The sequence below is a fragment of the Knoellia terrae genome (genome assembly GCF_048606435.1).
Lineage (GTDB): Bacteria > Actinomycetota > Actinomycetes > Actinomycetales > Dermatophilaceae > Knoellia > Knoellia terrae.
The window spans coordinates 70,049-87,909 of record NZ_JBMBWH010000001.1 but is presented as its reverse complement, the minus strand read 5'-3'; the positions used below and the strand labels follow the sequence as shown (position 1 = coordinate 87,909).

Genomic DNA, 17,861 nt, shown 5'->3' with positions numbered 1-17,861 from the left:
CGGTCAGAGGCTCCGGTCGGTGAGGCAGTAGGTCCGGCCGACCGGGTCCCGCATGACGGTCCAGAACTCCTGGTCCGAGACGACTCGCGCGCCCGCGGCGACGTGCGCCTCCCGGGTGGCGCTTCGGTCCAGGGTCGCGACGTCGAGGTGGGCACGAGCGGTGCCGGTCGGCTCACCCAGGCGTTGCAGGAGGAACCGCAGCGGTATGCCGTCCGGCCGGGTCAGCGAGACGAACTCCGGGAGGGAGCCGGGCCGCTTCGGCCAGCCGGTGAGCGTCTCCCAGAAGTCGACCTCGCGGGCGTAGTCGTCGGCAGAGATGTCGAGGCAGACCTGGTCGAGCAGGTCCGGCTGGTCCCGGCGCTCCTGCCTCGTGGCCGAGCCGGTCGCCTCCCACGTCGTGAGGCAGAAGACGAGCCCTGCGGGCGACCGCAGGACGACGACGCCGTCGCGACGTGTGAGCTCCTCCGCGCCCAGCCTGAGGGCCTCCGCGGCGGCCTCCGCGACGGGGACGTCGACGTCGAGGTCGAGGTGGATCCCACCACCGCCGCTCCCGATGCGCTGCAGCGCGACCCAGGCGTCACCGCGCTCCGGCTGCAGCGTGACGAACTCCCCGTGCCTCCCGAACGGCGGTGACAGACGGGACCTCGTCACCGTCGCCCAGAAGTCGCCCGATCGGTCGGCGTCGGCCGTCGGGGTGTCCAAGAGGGCCCAGACCCAGCGGATGTCGATCATGCGAGCTCCCATGCGGCAGAGAGGCGGTCGCGCCACCAGCGGACGCGGTCGGGTGGAGCGGACCAGCGGTCCAGCAGCGCGGCGTCGGCGCTCACGCAGCGGACGGCGAGCTGGCCGTCGACGGGCAGCAGCGAGTCCGCCGTGACGTCACCGTCGAGGAGAGCCACCGTGCCGAGGCCGCAGGCGTGGTCGAGCTGCGGCAGGGCGGCCGCGAGCGCGACTCCGGACGCCATCCCGACGCTCGTGTCCAATGCGGAGGAGACCACGGCGGGCAGGCCGCACTCGGCCACGATGTCGAGGGCCCGCCGCACCCCACCGAGGGGCGCAGCCTTGATGACGATGAGGTCGGCGGCATCGAGGTCGCGCACCCGCATGGGGTCCTCCGCCTTGCGGATCGACTCGTCCGCCGCAACCGGGACGTCGATGCCCCTGCGCGCCAACGAGATCCGCAGGTCGCGCAGCTCCTCCACCTCGGCGCACGGCTGTTCGGCGTACTCGAGGCCGTGGGGCGCGAGCCGGCCGAGGACCTCCGCCGCCGTGTCGACGTCCCATCCACCGTTGGCGTCCACCCGGATGCGGGCGTGCGGGCCCATCGCGGCACGGACGGCGGCCACCCGGCATACGTCGTCGTCGGGCGACTGACCGCGCTCGGCGACCTTGACCTTGGCGGTCGTGCACCCCGGGAAGCGCGCGAGGACGCCGGGGACGGCGTCGGGGGTCACTGCCGGCACCGTCGCGTTGACCGGCACCCGGGTGCGAACGGTGGGCGGCCGGCCGAGCCAGGCCGCCTCGACCGCCGACGAGAGCCAGCGCGCCGCTTCGGCCGGTCCGTACTCGAGGAAGGGCCCGAACTCGCCCCAGCCGGCCGGCCCCTCGAGCAGGGCCACCTCCCGCTCGGCGACTCCGCGGAAGCGCACCCTGAGCGGGATGGACACGACCCGCACGGTGTCGAGCAGGTCCGCGAGCGAGGGCTCGCTCACCGGTCGCGCGAGGAGAGGACGCAGAACTCGTTGCCCTCCGGGTCGGCGAGAACGGTCCAGGTGACGTCGTCCGGCTGGCCGACGTCCACGTGGGTGGCGCCGCGCTCGAGCAGGGCCGCGATCTCGGCGTCCCGGTCCTGGCTCGTGTGCGGGGCGAGGTCGATGTGGAGGCGGTTCTTGAGGGTCTTGGACTCCTCGACCTGGACGAAGACGAGCTCCTGCGGCTGGCGCCGCCACTCCGCGAGGGTCTCGACGGGGTCCTCGGTCGCGTCGTGCGGCGCGACGACGACCTCCTCGTCGTCCTCGTAGCCGATCTTCCAGTCGAGCGTCTCGGCCCACCAGCGGGCCTGCGCCGCCATGTCGTGGGCGTCGACGACGAGGGTGTACCAGAGCAGTGCCATGGCCCAAGTGTGCCCGGATAGGCTCGCGCCCGTGACTGCGATCGACGGCGTGAGTGAGACGTTCGACCCGGCGGCCTGGGACGAGGTCGAGGGCTTCGGCTTCACCGACATCACCTACCACCGCGCCCGTGACCTCGGCTGCGTGCGCATCGCCTTCGACCGGCCCGAGGTGCTCAACGCCTTCCGGCCGCACACGGTCGACGAGCTGTACCGCGCGCTCGACCACGCTCGGCGCACGCCCGACGTCGGTGTCGTGCTGCTCACCGGCAACGGTCCCGGCCCGGCAGGCACGGGGAGCGAGGGGAAGTGGGCGTTCTGCTCCGGGGGCGACCAGCGCATCCGCGGCCGCAGCGGGTACCAGTACGCCGCGCCGGACGCCGACGACGACACGGCGTCGGGGGTGGACGATCGGCGCGTCAAGGCCGAGGGCGGACGGTTGCACATCCTCGAGGTGCAGCGCCTCATCCGCACGATGCCCAAGGTCGTCATCTCGCTGGTCAACGGCTGGGCGGCGGGCGGCGGCCACTCGCTGCACGTCGTCTGCGACCTGACGATGGCCTCGCGCGAGCACGCCCGCTTCAAGCAGACCGACGCCGACGTGGGCTCCTTCGACGGCGGCTACGGGAGCGCCTACCTCGCGAAGATGGTGGGGCAGAAGTTCGCCCGCGAGATCTTCTTCCTCGGCCGCACCTACTCCGCCGACGACATGCACCGCATGGGCGCGGTCAACATCGTCAGCGACCACGCCGAGCTCGAGGCCGACGCCCTCCAGGTCGCGCGCGAGATCATGTCCAAGTCGCCGCAGGCGCAGCGGATGCTGAAGTTCGCGTTCAACCTCGCCGACGACGGGCTCATGGGCCAGCAGGTCTTCGCCGGCGAGGCGACGCGCCTTGCCTACATGACCGACGAGGCCGTCGAGGGGCGTGACCAGTTCCTCGAGAAGCGCGAGCCGGACTGGTCGCCCTTCCCCTGGTACTTCTGACCGTCGTCACCGAGCGGGCGGTGGGGCTGCGGCGGGGTCACTCCACGTCGACCCAGTCCAGGGTGCGCCGGACCGCCTTGCGCCAGCCGCGGTAGCCGGCCTCACGCTGCTCCTCGGTCCACGTCGGCTCCCAGCGCGTGTCCTCGTTCCAGTTCCGGCGCAGCTCCTCGGGGTCCTCCCAGAAGCCCACGGCGAGGCCGGCGGCGTAGGCCGCGCCGAGGGCCGTCGTCTCCGCGACGACCGGCCGGCTCACGGGCACCCCGAGCACGTCCGCCTGGATCTGCATGCACAGGCTGTTGGCGGTGACGCCGCCGTCGACCTTGAGGACCTCGAGCGTGACGCCCGAGTCCTTCTCCATGGCGTCGGCCACGTCGCGGCTCTGGTAGCAGATCGCCTCCAGGGTCGCCCTGGCAATGTGCGCGTTGGTGTTGAACCGCGACAGGCCGACGATGGCGCCCCGGGCGTCGGAGCGCCAGTAGGGCGCGAACAGCCCCGAGAAGGCCGGCACGAAGTAGACCCCGCCGTTGTCGTCGACCTCCCCGGCCAGCGTCTCGCTGTGGGACGCCCCGGAGATGATGCCGAGCTGGTCGCGCAGCCACTGCACCGCCGAGCCGGTGACGGCGATCGAGCCCTCGAGCGCGTAGACCGGCGGCTGGTCGCCGAACTGGTAGCAGACGGTGCTGAGCAGCCCGTTCTCGGAGCGCACCAGCTCGGTGCCGGTGTTGAGCAGCAGGAAGTTGCCGGTCCCGTAGGTGTTCTTCGCCTCGCCCGGCGCCAGGCAGACCTGCCCGACCATGGCCGCCTGCTGGTCACCGAGGCTGGCGGCCAGGGGGACGGCGGCACCGAGCGGGCCGTTCTCGAGGGTGTGCCCGTAGAGCGTCGGGTCGGAGGAGGGCCGGATCTCGGGGAGCATCTGTCGCGGGACGTCGAAGATCCCGAGCAGCTCGTCGTCCCACTGCAGGGTCTCGAGGTCCATGAGCATGGTGCGGCTGGCGTTGGTCGGGTCGGTGACGTGGACCCCGCCCTCCGTGCCACCGGTGAGGTTCCAGAGCAGCCACGAGTCGGTGTTGCCGAACACGGCCTCACCGGCCTCGGCGGCCTCGCGCACGCCGTCGACGTTCTCGAGGATCCACTGGATCTTGCCGCCGGAGAAGTAGGTCGCGGGCGGCAGGCCCGCCTTGCGCCGGATGACGTCACCGCGGCCGTCCCGGTCGAGCGCCTTGGCGATGCTGTCGGTGCGGGTGTCCTGCCACACGATCGCGTTGTAGTAGGGCCGGCCGGTCCGGCGGTTCCACACCACCGTCGTCTCGCGCTGGTTCGTGATGCCGAGGGCCACGAGGTCCGAGCCCTGCATGCCGGCCCGGGCCAGGGTGGTCTTGATGACCGAGCTGGTCCGCTCCCAGATCTCGAAGGGGCTGTGCTCGACCCAGCCGGGCCGCGGCAGGATCTGCTCGTGCTCGAGCTGGTGCCGGGCGATCTCGGTGCCGCCGTGGTCGAAGACCATGAAGCGCGTGCTGGTGGTGCCCTGGTCGATGGCGCCGACGTAGCCGGACATGGTGCTCTCCTGTCAGTGAGGTCGAGCCCAGTGTGGCGTGCACGGGCCCCTCCCCGACGACGCGCACCAGCACGAGTCGTCCGGCGCTGGGCCGTCGGTCGTCAGCCCGAGCCGCCGATGTCCACCTCGTACGCCTCGTAGATGAGGTCGGCCCCGCGCTGGCGGTGACGGACGATCCGGCCGACGAGGTCGGTCGCCGCCTCCCGGTGCGAGGCGATGGCGCCGGGGTCGCGCAGCCCGGCCTCCCGCTCCCCCAGCAGCCGCTCGACGACCTCGATGAAGTCGAGGTGCTCGTCCATCTGCAGCTTCGCCAGCGACGCCAGGCGCGGAGCCCGCGAGACCGCGTCGGCATACAGCCCACCCGGCTCCTCGGTCACGGCACGGTGGTCGCGCAGGTCGTGGGCGAGCTCGGTCAGCGCCGCCCGGACCCGCCGGCGCCACAGCGCACCGAGGCCGACGGGCAGCGCCAGCGCCGCGTCGAGGGCGGCCATCGACTCGCCGAGCTCGGCCCGGTGGCTGCGCACCCTGTCGAGGTATGCGGCGAACTCGGGGTCCATGCGGCCATCATCCTCACGAAGTGCGGTGCTGCCTAGAGTGGGCGCCATGAGGATCGAGCCGCTCGCCGTGCCCTCCGGCGCCGCCGCGCTCGACGTCCTCCCTCGGCTCGCGCAGGCCCTCGACGGCGGTTCCCCCGTCGCCCCGTATGCCGTCGGCTCGCCTCCCCCGGACCTGTCCGGAACCGAGCCGGGCGGGCTCCCCGACGGCCTCGCCGTGGTCGTGGGGACCTCCGGCTCGACGGGTACGCCGAAGCGAGCCATGCTCACCGCCACGAACCTGCGCAGCAGCCTCGAGGCCACCGCCGGGCGGCTCGGCGGCCACGGCCAGTGGCTGCTCACCGTGCCCGGACACCACGTCGCCGGGCTCCAGGTGCTGCTGCGGTCCCTCGTCGCCGGGACCACGCCCCACGTCATGGACCTCGCCGGCGGGTTCACCCCGCAAGGCTGGTCGGCGGCCGTCGACGCCATGCCGAGCACGGACCGACCGGCCTACGTCTCCGTCGTCCCGACCCAGCTCATCCGCCTGCTCGCCGACGCGGGGGCGAGCGGCCGGCTGGCCCGGTTCGCGGCGGTGCTCGTCGGCGGCGCCGCCACGCATCCCGACCTGCTCGCCCGCGCGGCCGACGCCGGCGTCACGGCCGTCACGACCTACGGCATGTCGGAGACCGCGGGCGGCTGCGTCTACTCCGGCCGGCCGCTCGACGGCGTGGGCGTGCACCTCGGCCCCGACCACCGCATCCACCTCACCGGCGCAGTCGTCGCAGCCGGCTACCTCGGCGAGCCAGCCCTGACCGCCGCGGCCTTCCCCGAGCCGGGCGTCTTCCGGACCGACGACGTCGGACACGTCGACGAGCAGGGGCTCCTGCACGTGCACGGCCGGGTCGACGACCTCGTCACCACCGGCGGGCTCAAGGTTGCCCCCCGCGCCGTCGAGGAGGCCGTCGCGGGACTCGTCGGGATCCGCGAGGCTGTCGCCGTCGGCGTGCCGGACCCCGAGTGGGGCGAGAGCCTCGCCGTCCTGCTCGTGCGTGAGCCGAGCGCCACCACCCGGCCCCCGCTCGACGTGGGCGAGCTGCGTGAGCGGCTGCGCGGCATACTGCCCGACCATGCCCTGCCCCGAGCGGTGCGGGAGGTGGACGCCATCCCCACCCGGGGCCCCGGGAAGCCGGACCGTGCCGCCATCCGGGCGCTGCTCGCCGCCGTGGGAGAATGAGCACGTGCTCCGCATCCTGCCCGTGATCGTCTCCCTCGCGCTGTCGATCTACTGCGTCGTCGACTGCATCAGGAGCGACGACGGCGCGGTCCGGGGCCTGCCCAAGCTCGTGTGGGTGTTCGTCATCCTGCTGTTCCCGATCGCGGGCTCGCTCGCGTGGCTGTTCGCCGGTCGCCCCAAGGCGACCCCGGCGCCGCGCCGGCAACTGCCCCGCGGGCCCGACGACGACCCCGACTTCCTCAAAGGACTCTAGGCACCTCCCCTCATGGCCACGTTCCAACAGTGGGTCGCCGGTGCGCGCCCTCGCACCCTCTTCGCCGCCGTCGCGCCCGTCGTCATCGGCACCGCCGCAGCCGCCCAGCACTCGGAGCCGAGCCTCGGGATCGCGATCCTCGCCGCGGTCGTCGCGCTCGCCCTCCAGGTGGGCGTGAACTACGCGAACGACTACTCCGACGGCATCCGCGGCACCGACGACTCCCGCGTCGGCCCCGTGCGGCTCGTCGGGCAGCGGCTCGCGGTCGCGCGCAACGTCAAGGCGGCGGCGTTCCTGTCGCTCGGCTTCGCGGCGGTCACCGGTCTGGCCCTGGTGGCGCTGGCGGAGGCGTGGGTGCTGCTGCCCATCGGCGGCCTGGCCATCCTTGCGGCCTGGAAGTACACCGGCGGCGACAACCCCTACGGCTACCGCGGGCTCGGCGAGCTCTTCGTCTTCGTCTTCTTCGGCCTCGTCGCCACCCTCGGCACGATGTACGCGCAGACCGGCGCGCTCTCGTGGTTCGGTCTCGCGGCGGCCGTCGGCGTCGGGGCCATCGCCACCGCCATCCTCGTCGTCAACAACCTGCGCGACATCCCGACCGACGCCGAGTCGGGCAAGCGCACCCTCGCCGTGCGCCTCGGCGACACCGGCACGCGCCGCCTCTGGCTCGGCCTCATCGTCGCGAGCGCCCTCGCCGTCGGTGTCATGGCGGTGTGGGACGTCTGGGCGCTCCTCGGCCTGCTCTCGCTCGTCGTCGTCGCCGGCGCCGTGAAGGTCGTCATGGGCGGCACGCACGGACGTGGGCTCGTGCCGGTGCTCGGCTCCACCGGTCGGTACGAGCTGGCGTATGCCGTCACGGTCCTCGCCGGCGTCGTCGCCTCCCGCACCCTCGCCTGACTCCATTCCTCTCGCCGCGCCTACTGCACAGGAAGGCGGGCGATCACGCGCCCTACGGTGCAGTAGCCCGCTCGGGAGGCGCGGGGGAAGCCGGCGTCAGCGGAAGTCGGAGGCGCTGTCGTCCCGCGTGGAGGGGCGAGGGTCCGGGCGACGCAGCTCGGCGTCCTCGGCGTCCTCGTCGGTCGCCGCGGTGCGCCTGCGCTCGGCGCGGCGGTCCACCTTCGACGCGATGTCGGCCGAGGCCTGCTGCCGGAACGGCTTCAGCACGAACGCCGAGATGACGAGCGAGGCGATCGCCGCGATGACGACGGCGAGCAGCTGCTCCTCGCGGTCACGCAGCCCGAGGAGCCAGGTCGCCGCGAGGCAACCGGTGAAGATGAGGGTCCTCAGGACGAGGTAGCGGACCATGCTCACCTCAGAGGCCCGAGTACGAGTGCTGGCCGACGAAGTACACGTTGACGACGGCGTAGTTGACGATGATGCAGACGAAGCCCGCCACCGCGACCCACGTCGCCGACTGGCGGCGCCAGCCGCGCGTCACCCGGGCGTGCAGGTATGCCGCGTAGACCACCCAGATGATGAAGGTCCAGACCTCCTTGGGGTCCCAGTTCCAGTAGGAGCCCCACGCCTGGCGGGCCCAGATGGCCCCGGCGATGAGGGTGAACGTCCACAGCGGGAAGGCGATGATGTGCAGCCCGTAGGTGAGCCGCTCGAGCGTCCTGCCCTCCGGCAGCCCACGCAGCACGCCCCGGTCGGACCCGAACCGGTCCTGCGCCAGGTAGAGCAGCGCGATGACGAAACCCACCGCGAACAGCCCCACCGAGATGGTGGCGACGGTGACGTGGATGACGAGCCAGATGCTCTTGAGCGACGGCATGAGCTCGGCAGCCTCGGTGTACCAGACGGTGTTGGCCAGCCCGAGCAGGATGAGCACGGGCGTGACGACGAACAGCCCCAGCCAGGTGAGGTCGCGGCGCATCCCGTGGACGACGAAGACGACCATCGTGAAGAGGGCCGCGGCGACGCCGAACTCGAACATGTTGCCCAGCGGCCACCGCTGCACCGAGGCGCCGCGCAACGCGGCGGAGGCGAAGAGGAGCACGGTGCCGAGCAGCGCCAGCGTGTGGGCGACGCCGGCGGCCTTGCGGGCGCGCAGCGGCACGACGACCTCACCGGCGGCGCTCGAGCCGGCCGGGGCCTCGCGCCCCGCGCCTGCCTTCGCCGCGCCGCCACCGGCGGCGACCAGCTCACGCTCGCGCGCGTCGGCGGACTCGGCCCGTGCGTCGCGGGCCGGGATCAGCCACGCCAGGTAGCCGGCATACCCGAGCATCGACAGGGTGAGCACCGCCATGGCGGAGTAGAGGCTGAGGTTGGCGTAGCTCGCCAGGGTCTCGTTCGTCACGTGCGTCGTTCCTTCAGTCGGGTGAGGACGTCCTCGAGCTGCTCGCCCATGCCCTCGTCGTCGTCCTTGGCCAGTCCGCCGATGCTCACTACGGTACGTCCCTCGTCCGTGCCGGGCGCCACCCGCACGAAGACCCGGCGCCGGCGGATCGTCAGCGACAGGATGAGCCCGAGCAGGGCCACGAGCGAGGAGACGAGCGTGAGCTCCTTGCCCGGGTCGCTGCGGATCGAGATGCCGGCGAAGCGCTCGAGCCCGTCGAAGGTGATCGACCCCTGGCCGCCGGGCAGCGTGTAGGTCTGGCCCTGGGTGAGCCAGATGCGCAGCAGGTCGGAGCCGTCGGTGTTCTTCAGCTGTGTCATCTCGTCGGTGTCGAGCGAGTACACCGACTGCGGCCGCCCCTCGGGGAAGAGCGTCCCCTCGAAGGCCGACAGCGCGAGCGCCGGCTCGAGCGCGTCGGGGAAGACCGAGCGTGGGCCCTGCTCGTCGAGCACGGCGGTCGGCAGGAACAGCCCCGCGAACCCGAGCTGCTTGCCCGCCGGTCCCGCTCCCGCGACCTTGACCGCCCCGACGGAGGTGTAGTTGTTGTCCTGCGCGAGGAACGGCGTCGCCTCCGAGTAGAGGACCTCGCCCGCGGCGTCGCGCACGGTGATCTTGGGCGCGTAGCCGTTGCCCAGCAGGAACGCGGTGCCGCCGCCGGTCTCGAGCGGGCCGTTGACCCGGATGACCTTCTGCTCGACCTCGGCACCGGGCTCCTTCGTGAAGTCGACGTATGCCGTGAAGTCCCGTGGCGAGCCGAACTGCCCCTCGCCCATGACGTCGGTCTCGAACTCGGCGTCGAACCTGGTGAGCTTCATCGTGAAGGGGCGGAAGTCGGCGGTGTCGACGAGGGGGCCGGGGCTGATCGCGTCGTAGCGGACGGCGGTGTTGGCGAAGGTCTGGCCGACCGGGAGGATGACGTCGCCCTTCCACCCGAGCAGGTGGCCCCACGCCATGCCGACGATGACGCCGATGAGCGCGAGGTGGAAGAAGAGGTTGCCCGTCTCCTTGAGGTAGCCCTTCTCCGCCGACACGGTGATCGCGTCGTGCGAGTGGGTCCGGAACCGGGAGGCCCGCAGCGCCGCCCGGACGTCGGCCAGGACCTCGTCGGGGGCGCCGTCGACCGTCACCGAGTCGTGGGCGGACAGGCGCTCCAGCCGCTTCGGTGCCCGCGGCGGCTGGGACCGCATCGCCCTCCAGTGGATCTTCGACCGGGGCAGGACGCAGCCGACGAGCGAGACGAAGAGCAGGAGGTAGATGGCGGCGAACCACGGCGAGGCGTAGACCTCGAAGAAGCCGAGCGTGTCGAGGATCGGCCCGGCCGTCTCGTGGCGGGCGATCCACTCGGCCGTGCGCACTGCGTCGATCGAGCGCTGGGGGAAGATCGAGCCCGGGAGGGCGGCGACGGCGACGAGCAGCAGCAGGAACAGCGCGGTGCGCATCGAGGTCAGCTGGCGCCACGCGAAGCGCAGCAGCCCGACCGGCCCGAGCTGCGGCTGGGTGACGTCGTCGCGGTCGGTGCGCGGATCGGTGGGCTGGGTCGACAGGCTCATCAGATCGCCACCTCGAAGCCGGAGACCAGCTCGGCCTGGAGCCAGCGGGTCAGCTCCTCCCAGACACCGGTGACCAGGAGCAGCCCGACGACGATCAGCAGCCCGCCGCCGACGAGCTGGACGGCGCGGTGGTGCCGGCGCACCCAGCCCGAGACCCGCCCGAACCGCTCGATCCCGGCCGCCGCGAGAACGAACGGCAGACCCAGGCCGAGGGCGTATGCCGTCGCGAGGGTGACCGCACGACCCGTGCTCGGGTTCGTGGTCGAGGCCGACAGGGTGAGCACGGCCGCCAGCGTCGGGCCGGTGCACGGCGCCCAGCCGAGGCCGAAGACCGCTCCGAGCAGCGGTGCGCCCAGGAGCCCGGCCCGGGGCCGCCACCGTGGCGCGAGCTGCCGCTGGGAGCCGGCGCCCGCACCGACGCCGAGGAAGACCAGCCCCATGAGGATGACGAGGACGCCGCCGACCCGCATCAGCGCGACCCGGTGCTCGACGAGCGCACGGCCGAGGGAGGCGATGAAGATCGAGCCGACCACGAAGATCACCGCGAAGCCGAGGACGAAGAGCACCGCGCCGAGGACCATGCGACCGCGCGAGCGGTGCTCCAGCGCGGTGTCGCTCAGTCCGGTGACGTAGCCGAGGAACCCCGGCACGAGCGGCAGGACGCAGGGCGAGGCGAACGACACGAGACCGGCCAGCGCTGCCACGAGCACGGCGAGGGGCAGCGCTCCGGAGGCGATCGTGTCGGGCATCAGGGCGAGGGTCAGGACGCGAGAACGTCGTCGATGAGGCCCTGCAGGGTGGTCTGCGACACGACGCCGTTGGCGCGGGCGGCGACCCGGCCCTCACGGTCGAGGACGAGCGTCGAGGGCGTGGTCGTCGGGGCCTGGCGACCGAACGCGAGGATGAGGGTGCCCGCCTCGTCGGTGAGGCTGGGGTAGGTCATCTTCTGCTCCTCGGCGAGCGCCGCACCCCGGTCGGGGCCCTCGCGGAAGTTGATGCCCATGAACTGCACCGGCTTGCCGTCGGCCCGGACGTCGGTCCAGACCTGCTGCAGGTCGGGGATCTCCTTGATGCAGGGTCCGCACCACGACGCCCACATGTTGACGACGACGACCTGCTTGCCGCGCTCGGACTCGCTGGACCAGCGCCGCCCGTCGAGGGTCTCGCCCGCGAGGGTGACCGGCTCGAGCCTCTGCGAGACCGGGATCTGCTCGATGGCGCCGTTGCCGGCGATGTAGCCCTTCTGGTCGCCCTGCTTGGCCTGCTCCGCGATGGAGTTGGGGTCCGAGGAGCACCCGCCGAGCGCGACGAGGGCGACCGCGGAGGTGAGGGCGACGCGGGCGCGCGGCACGGCATACCGAAGGGGTCTGCGGGTCATGCCCCGGCACCTGCCTGCGCCTGCGGGAGGAGCGACGCGGCGGGCTCGCTGTAGGCGAGCGACTCGAGCTCGTCCCCGCGGTAGGTCAGCGACGTCAGGGAGGCGAGGGTGCACTCACGCCGGCGCGGGTCGTGCACGAACCGGCGGCCCTCGATCGCCAGGCGCAGCATCCAGATCGGCGCCTGGTGCGAGACGAGAACCGCCTCGTGGCCGCGGGCCCGCTCGCGCGCGTCGTCGACGGCGGCCTGCATGCGGGTGGCGAGGTCGGCGTAGGGCTCACCCCAGGACGGGCGCATCGGGTTGACCATGAGCCGCCACATCTTCGGGTCGCGGAAGATGCCCTTGCCCCCGGCGACGGCGCGGCCCTCGAAGGCGTTCTCCGCCTCCAGCACCCGCGCGTCGAGCTCGACCTCGAGGTCGTGGGCGGCGGCGATGGGGGCGGCCGTCTCGCGGGCGCGCTCGAGCGGGCTCGAGACGACGTGCGTGACGTCGTGGTCGGCGAGGTGGGTCGCGACGAGCTCGGCCATGTCGCGGCCCAGGGCCGACAGGTGGAACTCCGGCAGCCGCCCGTAGAGGACCCGGTCGGGGTTGTGGACCTCTCCGTGCCGCACGAGGTGCACGACCGTGCGGTCGGCGGTCGGGGAGGGCGTCATGGCACCGATTGTCGCAAACGAACCTGAGCGCCCGGTCACCCGCCGTGGGCGGCGGCGCGCGCGGCGGCGGGCAGTGCGACGACGACCTGGCCGACCGCCTCGTCGTCGTGCGCGCCGCTGACGAACCAGGCTTCGAACGCGCTCGGGGGCAGGTGCACCCCTTGCTCCAGCATGGAGTGGAAGAAGCGTCCGTATGCCGCGGTGTCCTGGTCTCGTGCCTCGTCGTAGTTCGCGACGGGGGCGCCGCGGAAGAAGACGGAGAACATCGAGCCGGCCCACTGCACGGTGTGCGGGACGCCCTCGGCGGCGAGCGCGGCGCTGGCGGCGTCGGCGATGGCGCGCGCGGTCGCCTCGAGCCGCGGGTAGAGGTCGTCGGTGCAGCCCCGGAGCGTCGCCAGGCCGGCAGCGGTCGCGACGGGGTTCCCGCTCAGCGTGCCGGCCTGGTAGACCGGCCCGAGCGGGGCGAGGTGTCCCATGATCTCGGCGCTGCCACCGAAGGCCGCGGCGGGGAAGCCCCCGCCCATGACCTTGCCGAAGGTGAAGAGGTCGGGTGCGCCCTCGGCATACGGGCCCTCGAGACCGAACCATCCGGCAGGGCTGCAGCGGAAGCCGGTCATCACCTCGTCGGAGATGAGCAGGGCGCCGTGGTCACGGGTGATCCGGCGCAGCGCCTCGGTGAAGCCGGGCGCGGGCGGGACGACGCCCATGTTGCCGGCGGCCGCCTCGGTGATGACCGCGGCGATCTCGCTGCCCCGGGCGGCGAAGACCGCCTCGAGGGCGTCCACGTCGTTGTAGGGCACGACGACCGTGTCCATCGTCATCTCCCGCGGGACACCCGCCGAGTCCGGGAGTGCGAGCGTCGCGACGCCGGAGCCCGCGGCGGCGAGGAGGGCGTCCACGTGGCCGTGGTAGCAGCCGGCGAACTTGACGATGACGGAGCGACCGGTGAAGCCACGGGCCAGGCGGACGGCGCTCATCGTCGCCTCGGTGCCGCTGGAGACGAGGCGCACCTGCTCGAGCGGCTCGACGCGGCGGACGATCTCCTCGGCGAGGAGCAGCTCGTTCTCGCTGGGGGTGCCGAACGAGAAGCCGCGCCCGGCCGCCTCGGTCACGGCGGCGAGGACGTCGGGGTGGGCGTGCCCGAGGATCATCGGGCCCCAGGAGCAGAGCAGGTCGACGTAGCGGCGGCCGTCGACGTCGGTGAGCCACGGGCCCGTGGCACTCGTGATGAAGCGCGGCGTGCCGCCCACCGCACGGAAGGCCCGCACCGGCGAGTTGACCCCTCCGGGGATGACCCGCGTGGCGCGCTCGAGCAGAGCGGCGGAGGCGGGGGCGTCGACGGGGGTGACAGGGCTGGCAGGGCTGGACGTCATGCGTCCATTGTCCTGCTCAGTGGATCTCGTCGTCCGCCCGGGCTCCGGTGACGAGGTGGGCCCGCACCTGGGCGAAGACGTCGTGGAGCACCGACACCTGCTCGCGGGTGAGGAGGTCGACGAAGTTCGCGCGGACCGACTCGACGTGCATCGGCGCGGCGCTCTCGACGGTGCGGCGGCCCTCGGGCGTGAGGGCGAGGGCGACGCCCCGGCCGTCCTCGGGCGTGGGCTCGCGTCGGACCCAGCCCCGGGCCTCGAGCCGCTTGGCCGTGTGGGTGACGCGGCTGCGGCTCTGCACGACGAGGTCGGCCAGCACCGACATGCGCGCGCGGTCGCCGTCCTGCTCGGAGAGCATCGAGAGCAGCTCGTACTCGGGAAGGCTCATGCCGAACGCGTCGAGGTCACGCTCGAGCGCCACCTCCAGCTCACGGTGGGCCCGCAGGTAGGCGCGCCAGGCCTGCTGCTCCTCGTGCGACAGCCAGCGGACCGCCGGCTCCTCCCCTGTGCTCACGATCGCATGCTAGCGAACCGGCGCCTCCCCACCGCTGACCTGGCCGATTGCCCGCCACCGAAAAGATGTCGGATGGTTGAAATATTGACAAGATGGCCGGTGTTGAACCCCCTGACCGACACCACCCCCACACTTGCAGGAGTTCCCATGAGCACGAGCACCGACACCATCCAGCTCCCCACCGGCACCTGGGCCATCGACGGCAGCCACACCGAGGTCGGGTTCGTCGCCCGCCACCTCATGGTCTCCAAGGTCCGCGGCAGCTTCCGTGAGCTCTCCGGCACCGTCGAGGTCGCCGAGGACATCACGCAGTCCTCCGTCGAGGTCGCCGCCCAGATCGCCTCCGTCGAGACCGGCAGCGCCGACCGCGACGCCCACCTCAAGAGCGCCGACTTCTTCGATGCCGAGCAGTTCCCGGCCATGACCTTCCGCTCGACCTCCTTCGACGGCGAGACCCTCACGGGCGACCTCACCATCAAGGACGTCACCAAGCCGGTGACCTTCGACGTCGAGTTCGGTGGCGTCGGCCAGGACCCGTGGGGCAACACCAAGGCCGGCTTCGAGGCCACGACGACCGTCAACCGCAAGGACTGGGGCCTCACCTGGAACGCCGCGGTCGAGGGTGGCGGCGTCCTCGTCTCCGACAAGATCACCATCAACATCGACGTGCAGCTCGCCAAGCAGGCCTGACGCTCTGTTGCGCAACTGATTGCGAGAAACGGTCACCCCCGCAGGGCCTTCGGGCCGGCGGGGGTGACCGTTTCTCGCAATCAGATGCGGTTTGCGACGTCGAGGGCGCTGTAGGTGAGGATGATCTGCGCGCCGGCCCGGCGGATGTGCAGCAGCGACTCCAGGACGGCGCGGTCGCCGTCGATCCAGCCGCGCTCGGCCGCCGCCTTGATCTGGGCGTACTCACCGGAGATCTGGTATGCCGCGACCGGCACCGTCGAGGTCTGGGCGGCGAGCGCCACGATGTCGAGGTGCGGCTGGGCCGGCTTGACCATGAGGATGTCGGCCCCCTCGGCGAGGTCGAGCTCGATCTCGCGCAGCGCCTCGGCCGAGTTGGCCGGGTCCTGCTGGTAGGTCGCCCGGTCACCGACGAGCGAGGACTGGACGGCCTCGCGGAACGGGCCGTAGAGCGCGGAGGTGTACTTCGCGGCATACGCGAGCAGGATCGTGTCGGGGAAGCCGGCCTCGTCGAGCGCCTCGCGCACGAAGGCCACCTGGCCGTCCATCATCCCGCTGAGCCCGAGCACGTGCGCTCCGGCGCGGGCCTGCGCGAGCGCCATCGCGGCATACCGGAAGAGCGTCGCGTCGTTGTCCACGCGCCCGTGGGCGTCGAGCACGCCGCAGTGGCCGTGGTCGGTGAACTCGTCGAGGCACAGGTCGGCCATGACGACGAGGTCGTCACCGACGGCGTCGGCCAGGCGGCGCAGGGCGACGTTGAGGATGCCGTCGTCGGCGTCCGCGCCGGAGCCCACGGCGTCCTTGGCCGCGTCCTCGGGCACCCCGAAGACCATGATCCCCCCGAGGCCGGCCTCGACGCACCGGTGCGCCTCGGCGACGAGCGAGTCGAGCGTGTGCTGCACGACGCCGGGCATGGCCGCGATGGGCTTGGGCTCGTCGATGCCCTCCCGGACGAAGACGGGCAGGACGAGCTCGGCCGGGTGCAGCCGGGTCTCCGCGACGAGGCGCCGCACCGCCGGCGACTGCCGCAGGCGGCGCGGACGCTGGGAGCTGACGGGCACCTGGCCTCCGGTCACTTCGCGCGACGCCGGGCGGTCGGCCGCTTCTGGCTGGGACGCACCGCGGCGCCACCGGACTCCTCGGCCGTCAGCGCGAGCGAGCGACCGTGGTCGGCGAGGGCGTCGACGAGCTGGTCGGCGGACGGCTCCGGTGCGAGGACGTCGACCCGCAGGCCGCACTCCTCCGCCGTCTTGGCCGTGGCCGGGCCGATGCAGGCGATGACCGTCGAGGGGTGCGGCTTGCCGGCGATGCCGACGAGGTTGCGCACCGTCGAGCTCGACGTGAAGACCACCGCGTCGTAGCTGCCGCTCTTGATGGCGTCGCGGATCGGCGCGGCCGGCGGCGCGGCCCGGACGGTGCGGTATGCCGTGACGTCGTCCACCTCCCAGCCCATCTCGTGGAGCCCGGCGACGAGCGTCTCGGTGGCGATGTCCGCGCGGGGCAGGAAGACCCGGTTGATCGGGTCGAGCAGCTCGTCGAAGGGCGGCCACTCGTCGAGCAGGCCCTGTGCCGACTGCTCGCCACTGGGGACGAGGTCGGGGTTGATGCCCCACGCGCGCAGCGCCTCGGCGGTGACCCCACCGACGGCGGCGACCTTGAGCCCGGCGAAGGAGCGGGCGTCGAGGCCGAACTCCTCGAACTTCTCGCGGATCGCCTTGACGGCGTTGACCGAGGTGAAGCCGACCCACTCGTAGCGACCCGTGACGAGGCCCTTGACCGCGCGCTCGATCTGCTGCGGGGTGCGCGGCGGCTCGACCGAGATGGTCGGCACCGTCGTGGCCCGGGCGCCGTAGCGCTCGAGGCGACGCACCATCGGGCCGGACTGGTCCTTGGTGCGCGGGACGAGGACGTTCCACCCGAAGAGCGGCTTGGTCTCGAACCAGGACAGGTGGTCGCGCAGGGCGACGGTGTCGCCGACGACGGCCAGGGCGGGGAACTGGATCGACGTGGCGGCGGTGGCGACCTCGGCGAGCGTCGTCGTGACGGTGACCTGCTCGACGGTCGTGCCGCGCTCGGTGATCGCCACGGGGGTCTCGCCCGCCCGGCCGGCCTCGCGCAGCGCCTCGAGGGTGCCGACGAGGGTGTCGGGCTGGCCGAGGACGACGACGGTGACGGACGGGTCGGTGGCGACCGCGAGGTCCTTGAGCTTCTGCCCGGCGGTGATGACGTGGATGCCGCGGGAGCCGCTCGTCGTGAGCGGGACACCGGCATACGTCGGGACCGCGCTGACCGAGCTGACGCCGGGGACGACCTCGAAGGGAACTCCGGCCTTGACGCAGGCGGCGGCCTCCTCGGCGAGGCCGTTGAACGTGGCCGGGTCACCGTCCATGAGGCGCACGACGAGCCCACCCGGGTGGGCCTTGGCGGCGCGCACGACGAGCTTGGCGCGGGAGGCGTGGGTCAGCGGCTGCCCGTGCTCACCGTGACCGGCGTCGACGACCTCGACGTCGGCGCGGGCGTGCCGCTCGACGACCTCCTCGCGGGCGATCTGGTCGATGACGACGGCATCGGCCTCACCGAGGTACTCGAGGGCGCGCACCGTCATCAGCCCGGCGTCACCCGGTCCGGCGCCGACGAAGGCGACGCGGGCGGGAGTGCGGGCGGTGGTGGGTCGGATCGAACGGGTGGTGCTCACTGG

20 protein-coding genes are annotated in these 17,861 nt (G+C 72.6%); 5 read left to right on the top strand and 15 right to left on the bottom strand.

Annotated elements, in window-relative coordinates; all coding sequences use genetic code 11:
- Nucleotides 1–3: 3 nt before the first annotated feature.
- The 3 genes from ACOJV9_RS00455 to ACOJV9_RS00445 are packed head-to-tail and all read right to left on the bottom strand — an operon-like array spanning nucleotide 4 to nucleotide 2,113.
- Nucleotides 4–732, bottom strand: coding sequence for a VOC family protein (locus ACOJV9_RS00455; protein WP_420183213.1), 729 nt, complete (start codon nucleotides 730–732; stop codon nucleotides 4–6).
- Nucleotides 729–1,712 (bottom strand): o-succinylbenzoate synthase, encoded by a 984-nt coding sequence (locus ACOJV9_RS00450; RefSeq protein WP_420183212.1) that lies wholly within the window; start codon nucleotides 1,710–1,712, stop codon nucleotides 729–731. The genes ACOJV9_RS00455 and ACOJV9_RS00450 overlap by 4 nt, the downstream gene beginning before the upstream one ends.
- Nucleotides 1,709–2,113, bottom strand: coding sequence for a VOC family protein (locus ACOJV9_RS00445; RefSeq protein WP_420183211.1), 405 nt, complete (start codon nucleotides 2,111–2,113; stop codon nucleotides 1,709–1,711). The genes ACOJV9_RS00450 and ACOJV9_RS00445 overlap by 4 nt, the downstream gene beginning before the upstream one ends.
- 31 nt (nucleotides 2,114–2,144) lie before the next feature.
- Here ACOJV9_RS00445 and ACOJV9_RS00440 point away from each other — a divergent pair, with 31 nt between their 5' ends.
- A complete protein-coding gene (locus ACOJV9_RS00440) occupies nucleotides 2,145–3,095 on the top strand; it encodes a 1,4-dihydroxy-2-naphthoyl-CoA synthase (protein ID WP_420183210.1) in 951 nt (316 codons plus the stop codon).
- A gap of 37 nt (nucleotides 3,096–3,132) precedes the next feature.
- Here the strand turns inward: ACOJV9_RS00440 and glpK are convergent, their stop codons facing one another.
- Together glpK and ACOJV9_RS00430 are read right to left on the bottom strand one after the other, a co-directional pair.
- A complete protein-coding gene (glpK, locus tag ACOJV9_RS00435; protein ID WP_420183209.1) occupies nucleotides 3,133–4,650 on the bottom strand; it encodes a glycerol kinase GlpK in 1,518 nt (505 codons plus the stop codon).
- A gap of 101 nt (nucleotides 4,651–4,751) precedes the next feature.
- Entirely contained in the window at nucleotides 4,752–5,207 is a 456-nt protein-coding gene (locus ACOJV9_RS00430) for a hypothetical protein (RefSeq protein ID WP_420183208.1), read from the bottom strand.
- A gap of 46 nt (nucleotides 5,208–5,253) precedes the next feature.
- On the opposite strand from ACOJV9_RS00430, the gene menE reads away from it, so the two are divergent.
- Genes menE through ACOJV9_RS00415 form a run of 3 tightly spaced genes read left to right on the top strand, consistent with a single transcriptional unit; the run spans nucleotide 5,254 to nucleotide 7,570 of the window.
- Nucleotides 5,254–6,420, top strand: coding sequence for an o-succinylbenzoate--CoA ligase (gene menE / locus ACOJV9_RS00425; RefSeq protein WP_420183207.1), 1,167 nt, complete (start codon nucleotides 5,254–5,256; stop codon nucleotides 6,418–6,420).
- 4 nt (nucleotides 6,421–6,424) lie between these two features.
- On the top strand, nucleotides 6,425–6,673 hold the full coding sequence (locus ACOJV9_RS00420) for a PLDc N-terminal domain-containing protein (RefSeq protein WP_420183206.1): 249 nt from the start codon (nucleotides 6,425–6,427) through the stop codon (nucleotides 6,671–6,673).
- A gap of 12 nt (nucleotides 6,674–6,685) precedes the next feature.
- A complete protein-coding gene (locus ACOJV9_RS00415; protein WP_420183205.1) occupies nucleotides 6,686–7,570 on the top strand; it encodes a 1,4-dihydroxy-2-naphthoate polyprenyltransferase in 885 nt (294 codons plus the stop codon).
- Between the two features lie 96 nt (nucleotides 7,571–7,666).
- Here the strand turns inward: ACOJV9_RS00415 and ACOJV9_RS00410 are convergent, their stop codons facing one another.
- From ACOJV9_RS00410 to ACOJV9_RS00375, 8 genes are read right to left on the bottom strand one after another with little or no spacing between them, the layout of a single operon-like run.
- Nucleotides 7,667–7,978 carry a DUF4229 domain-containing protein gene (locus tag ACOJV9_RS00410; RefSeq protein ID WP_420183754.1) on the bottom strand — a complete coding sequence of 104 codons (312 nt, stop codon included), beginning with the start codon at nucleotides 7,976–7,978 and terminating at the stop codon, nucleotides 7,667–7,669.
- 7 nt (nucleotides 7,979–7,985) lie between these two features.
- Nucleotides 7,986–8,972, bottom strand: a complete 987-nt coding sequence (ccsB, locus tag ACOJV9_RS00405; RefSeq protein ID WP_420183204.1) for a c-type cytochrome biogenesis protein CcsB — start codon at nucleotides 8,970–8,972, stop codon at nucleotides 7,986–7,988.
- A complete protein-coding gene (resB, locus tag ACOJV9_RS00400; RefSeq protein ID WP_420183203.1) occupies nucleotides 8,969–10,561 on the bottom strand; it encodes a cytochrome c biogenesis protein ResB in 1,593 nt (530 codons plus the stop codon). The genes ccsB and resB overlap by 4 nt, the downstream gene beginning before the upstream one ends.
- On the bottom strand, nucleotides 10,561–11,310 hold the full coding sequence (locus tag ACOJV9_RS00395) for a cytochrome c biogenesis CcdA family protein (protein ID WP_420183202.1): 750 nt from the start codon (nucleotides 11,308–11,310) through the stop codon (nucleotides 10,561–10,563). Before ACOJV9_RS00395 ends, resB begins: the two co-directional genes overlap by 1 nt.
- Nucleotides 11,311–11,321: 11 nt before the next feature.
- The gene (locus ACOJV9_RS00390) at nucleotides 11,322–11,939 is read right to left on the bottom strand and encodes a TlpA family protein disulfide reductase (protein ID WP_420183201.1); all 618 of its coding nucleotides are present in this window, start codon (nucleotides 11,937–11,939) and stop codon (nucleotides 11,322–11,324) included.
- Nucleotides 11,936–12,592 (bottom strand): histidine phosphatase family protein, encoded by a 657-nt coding sequence (locus ACOJV9_RS00385; RefSeq protein ID WP_420183200.1) that lies wholly within the window; start codon nucleotides 12,590–12,592, stop codon nucleotides 11,936–11,938. The genes ACOJV9_RS00390 and ACOJV9_RS00385 overlap by 4 nt, the downstream gene beginning before the upstream one ends.
- Nucleotides 12,593–12,627: 35 nt before the next feature.
- Nucleotides 12,628–13,965: a glutamate-1-semialdehyde 2,1-aminomutase gene (gene hemL / locus ACOJV9_RS00380; RefSeq protein WP_420183199.1), complete on the bottom strand. Its 1,338-nt coding sequence runs from the start codon at nucleotides 13,963–13,965 to the stop codon at nucleotides 12,628–12,630.
- A 16-nt stretch (nucleotides 13,966–13,981) separates the two neighbouring features.
- A complete protein-coding gene (locus ACOJV9_RS00375) occupies nucleotides 13,982–14,476 on the bottom strand; it encodes a MarR family winged helix-turn-helix transcriptional regulator (protein WP_420183198.1) in 495 nt (164 codons plus the stop codon).
- 147 nt (nucleotides 14,477–14,623) lie between these two features.
- Between ACOJV9_RS00375 and ACOJV9_RS00370 the strand changes: the two genes are divergently transcribed.
- Nucleotides 14,624–15,166, top strand: coding sequence for a YceI family protein (locus tag ACOJV9_RS00370; RefSeq protein ID WP_420183197.1), 543 nt, complete (start codon nucleotides 14,624–14,626; stop codon nucleotides 15,164–15,166).
- Nucleotides 15,167–15,246: 80 nt separating this feature from the next.
- Here ACOJV9_RS00370 and hemB read toward each other — a convergent pair whose 3' ends face one another.
- Entirely contained in the window at nucleotides 15,247–16,224 is a 978-nt protein-coding gene (gene hemB / locus ACOJV9_RS00365; protein WP_420183196.1) for a porphobilinogen synthase, read from the bottom strand.
- An 11-nt stretch (nucleotides 16,225–16,235) separates the two neighbouring features.
- Nucleotides 16,236–17,858, bottom strand: a complete 1,623-nt coding sequence (locus ACOJV9_RS00360; RefSeq protein ID WP_420183195.1) for a bifunctional uroporphyrinogen-III C-methyltransferase/uroporphyrinogen-III synthase — start codon at nucleotides 17,856–17,858, stop codon at nucleotides 16,236–16,238.
- Between the last annotated feature and the right edge of the window lie 3 nt (nucleotides 17,859–17,861).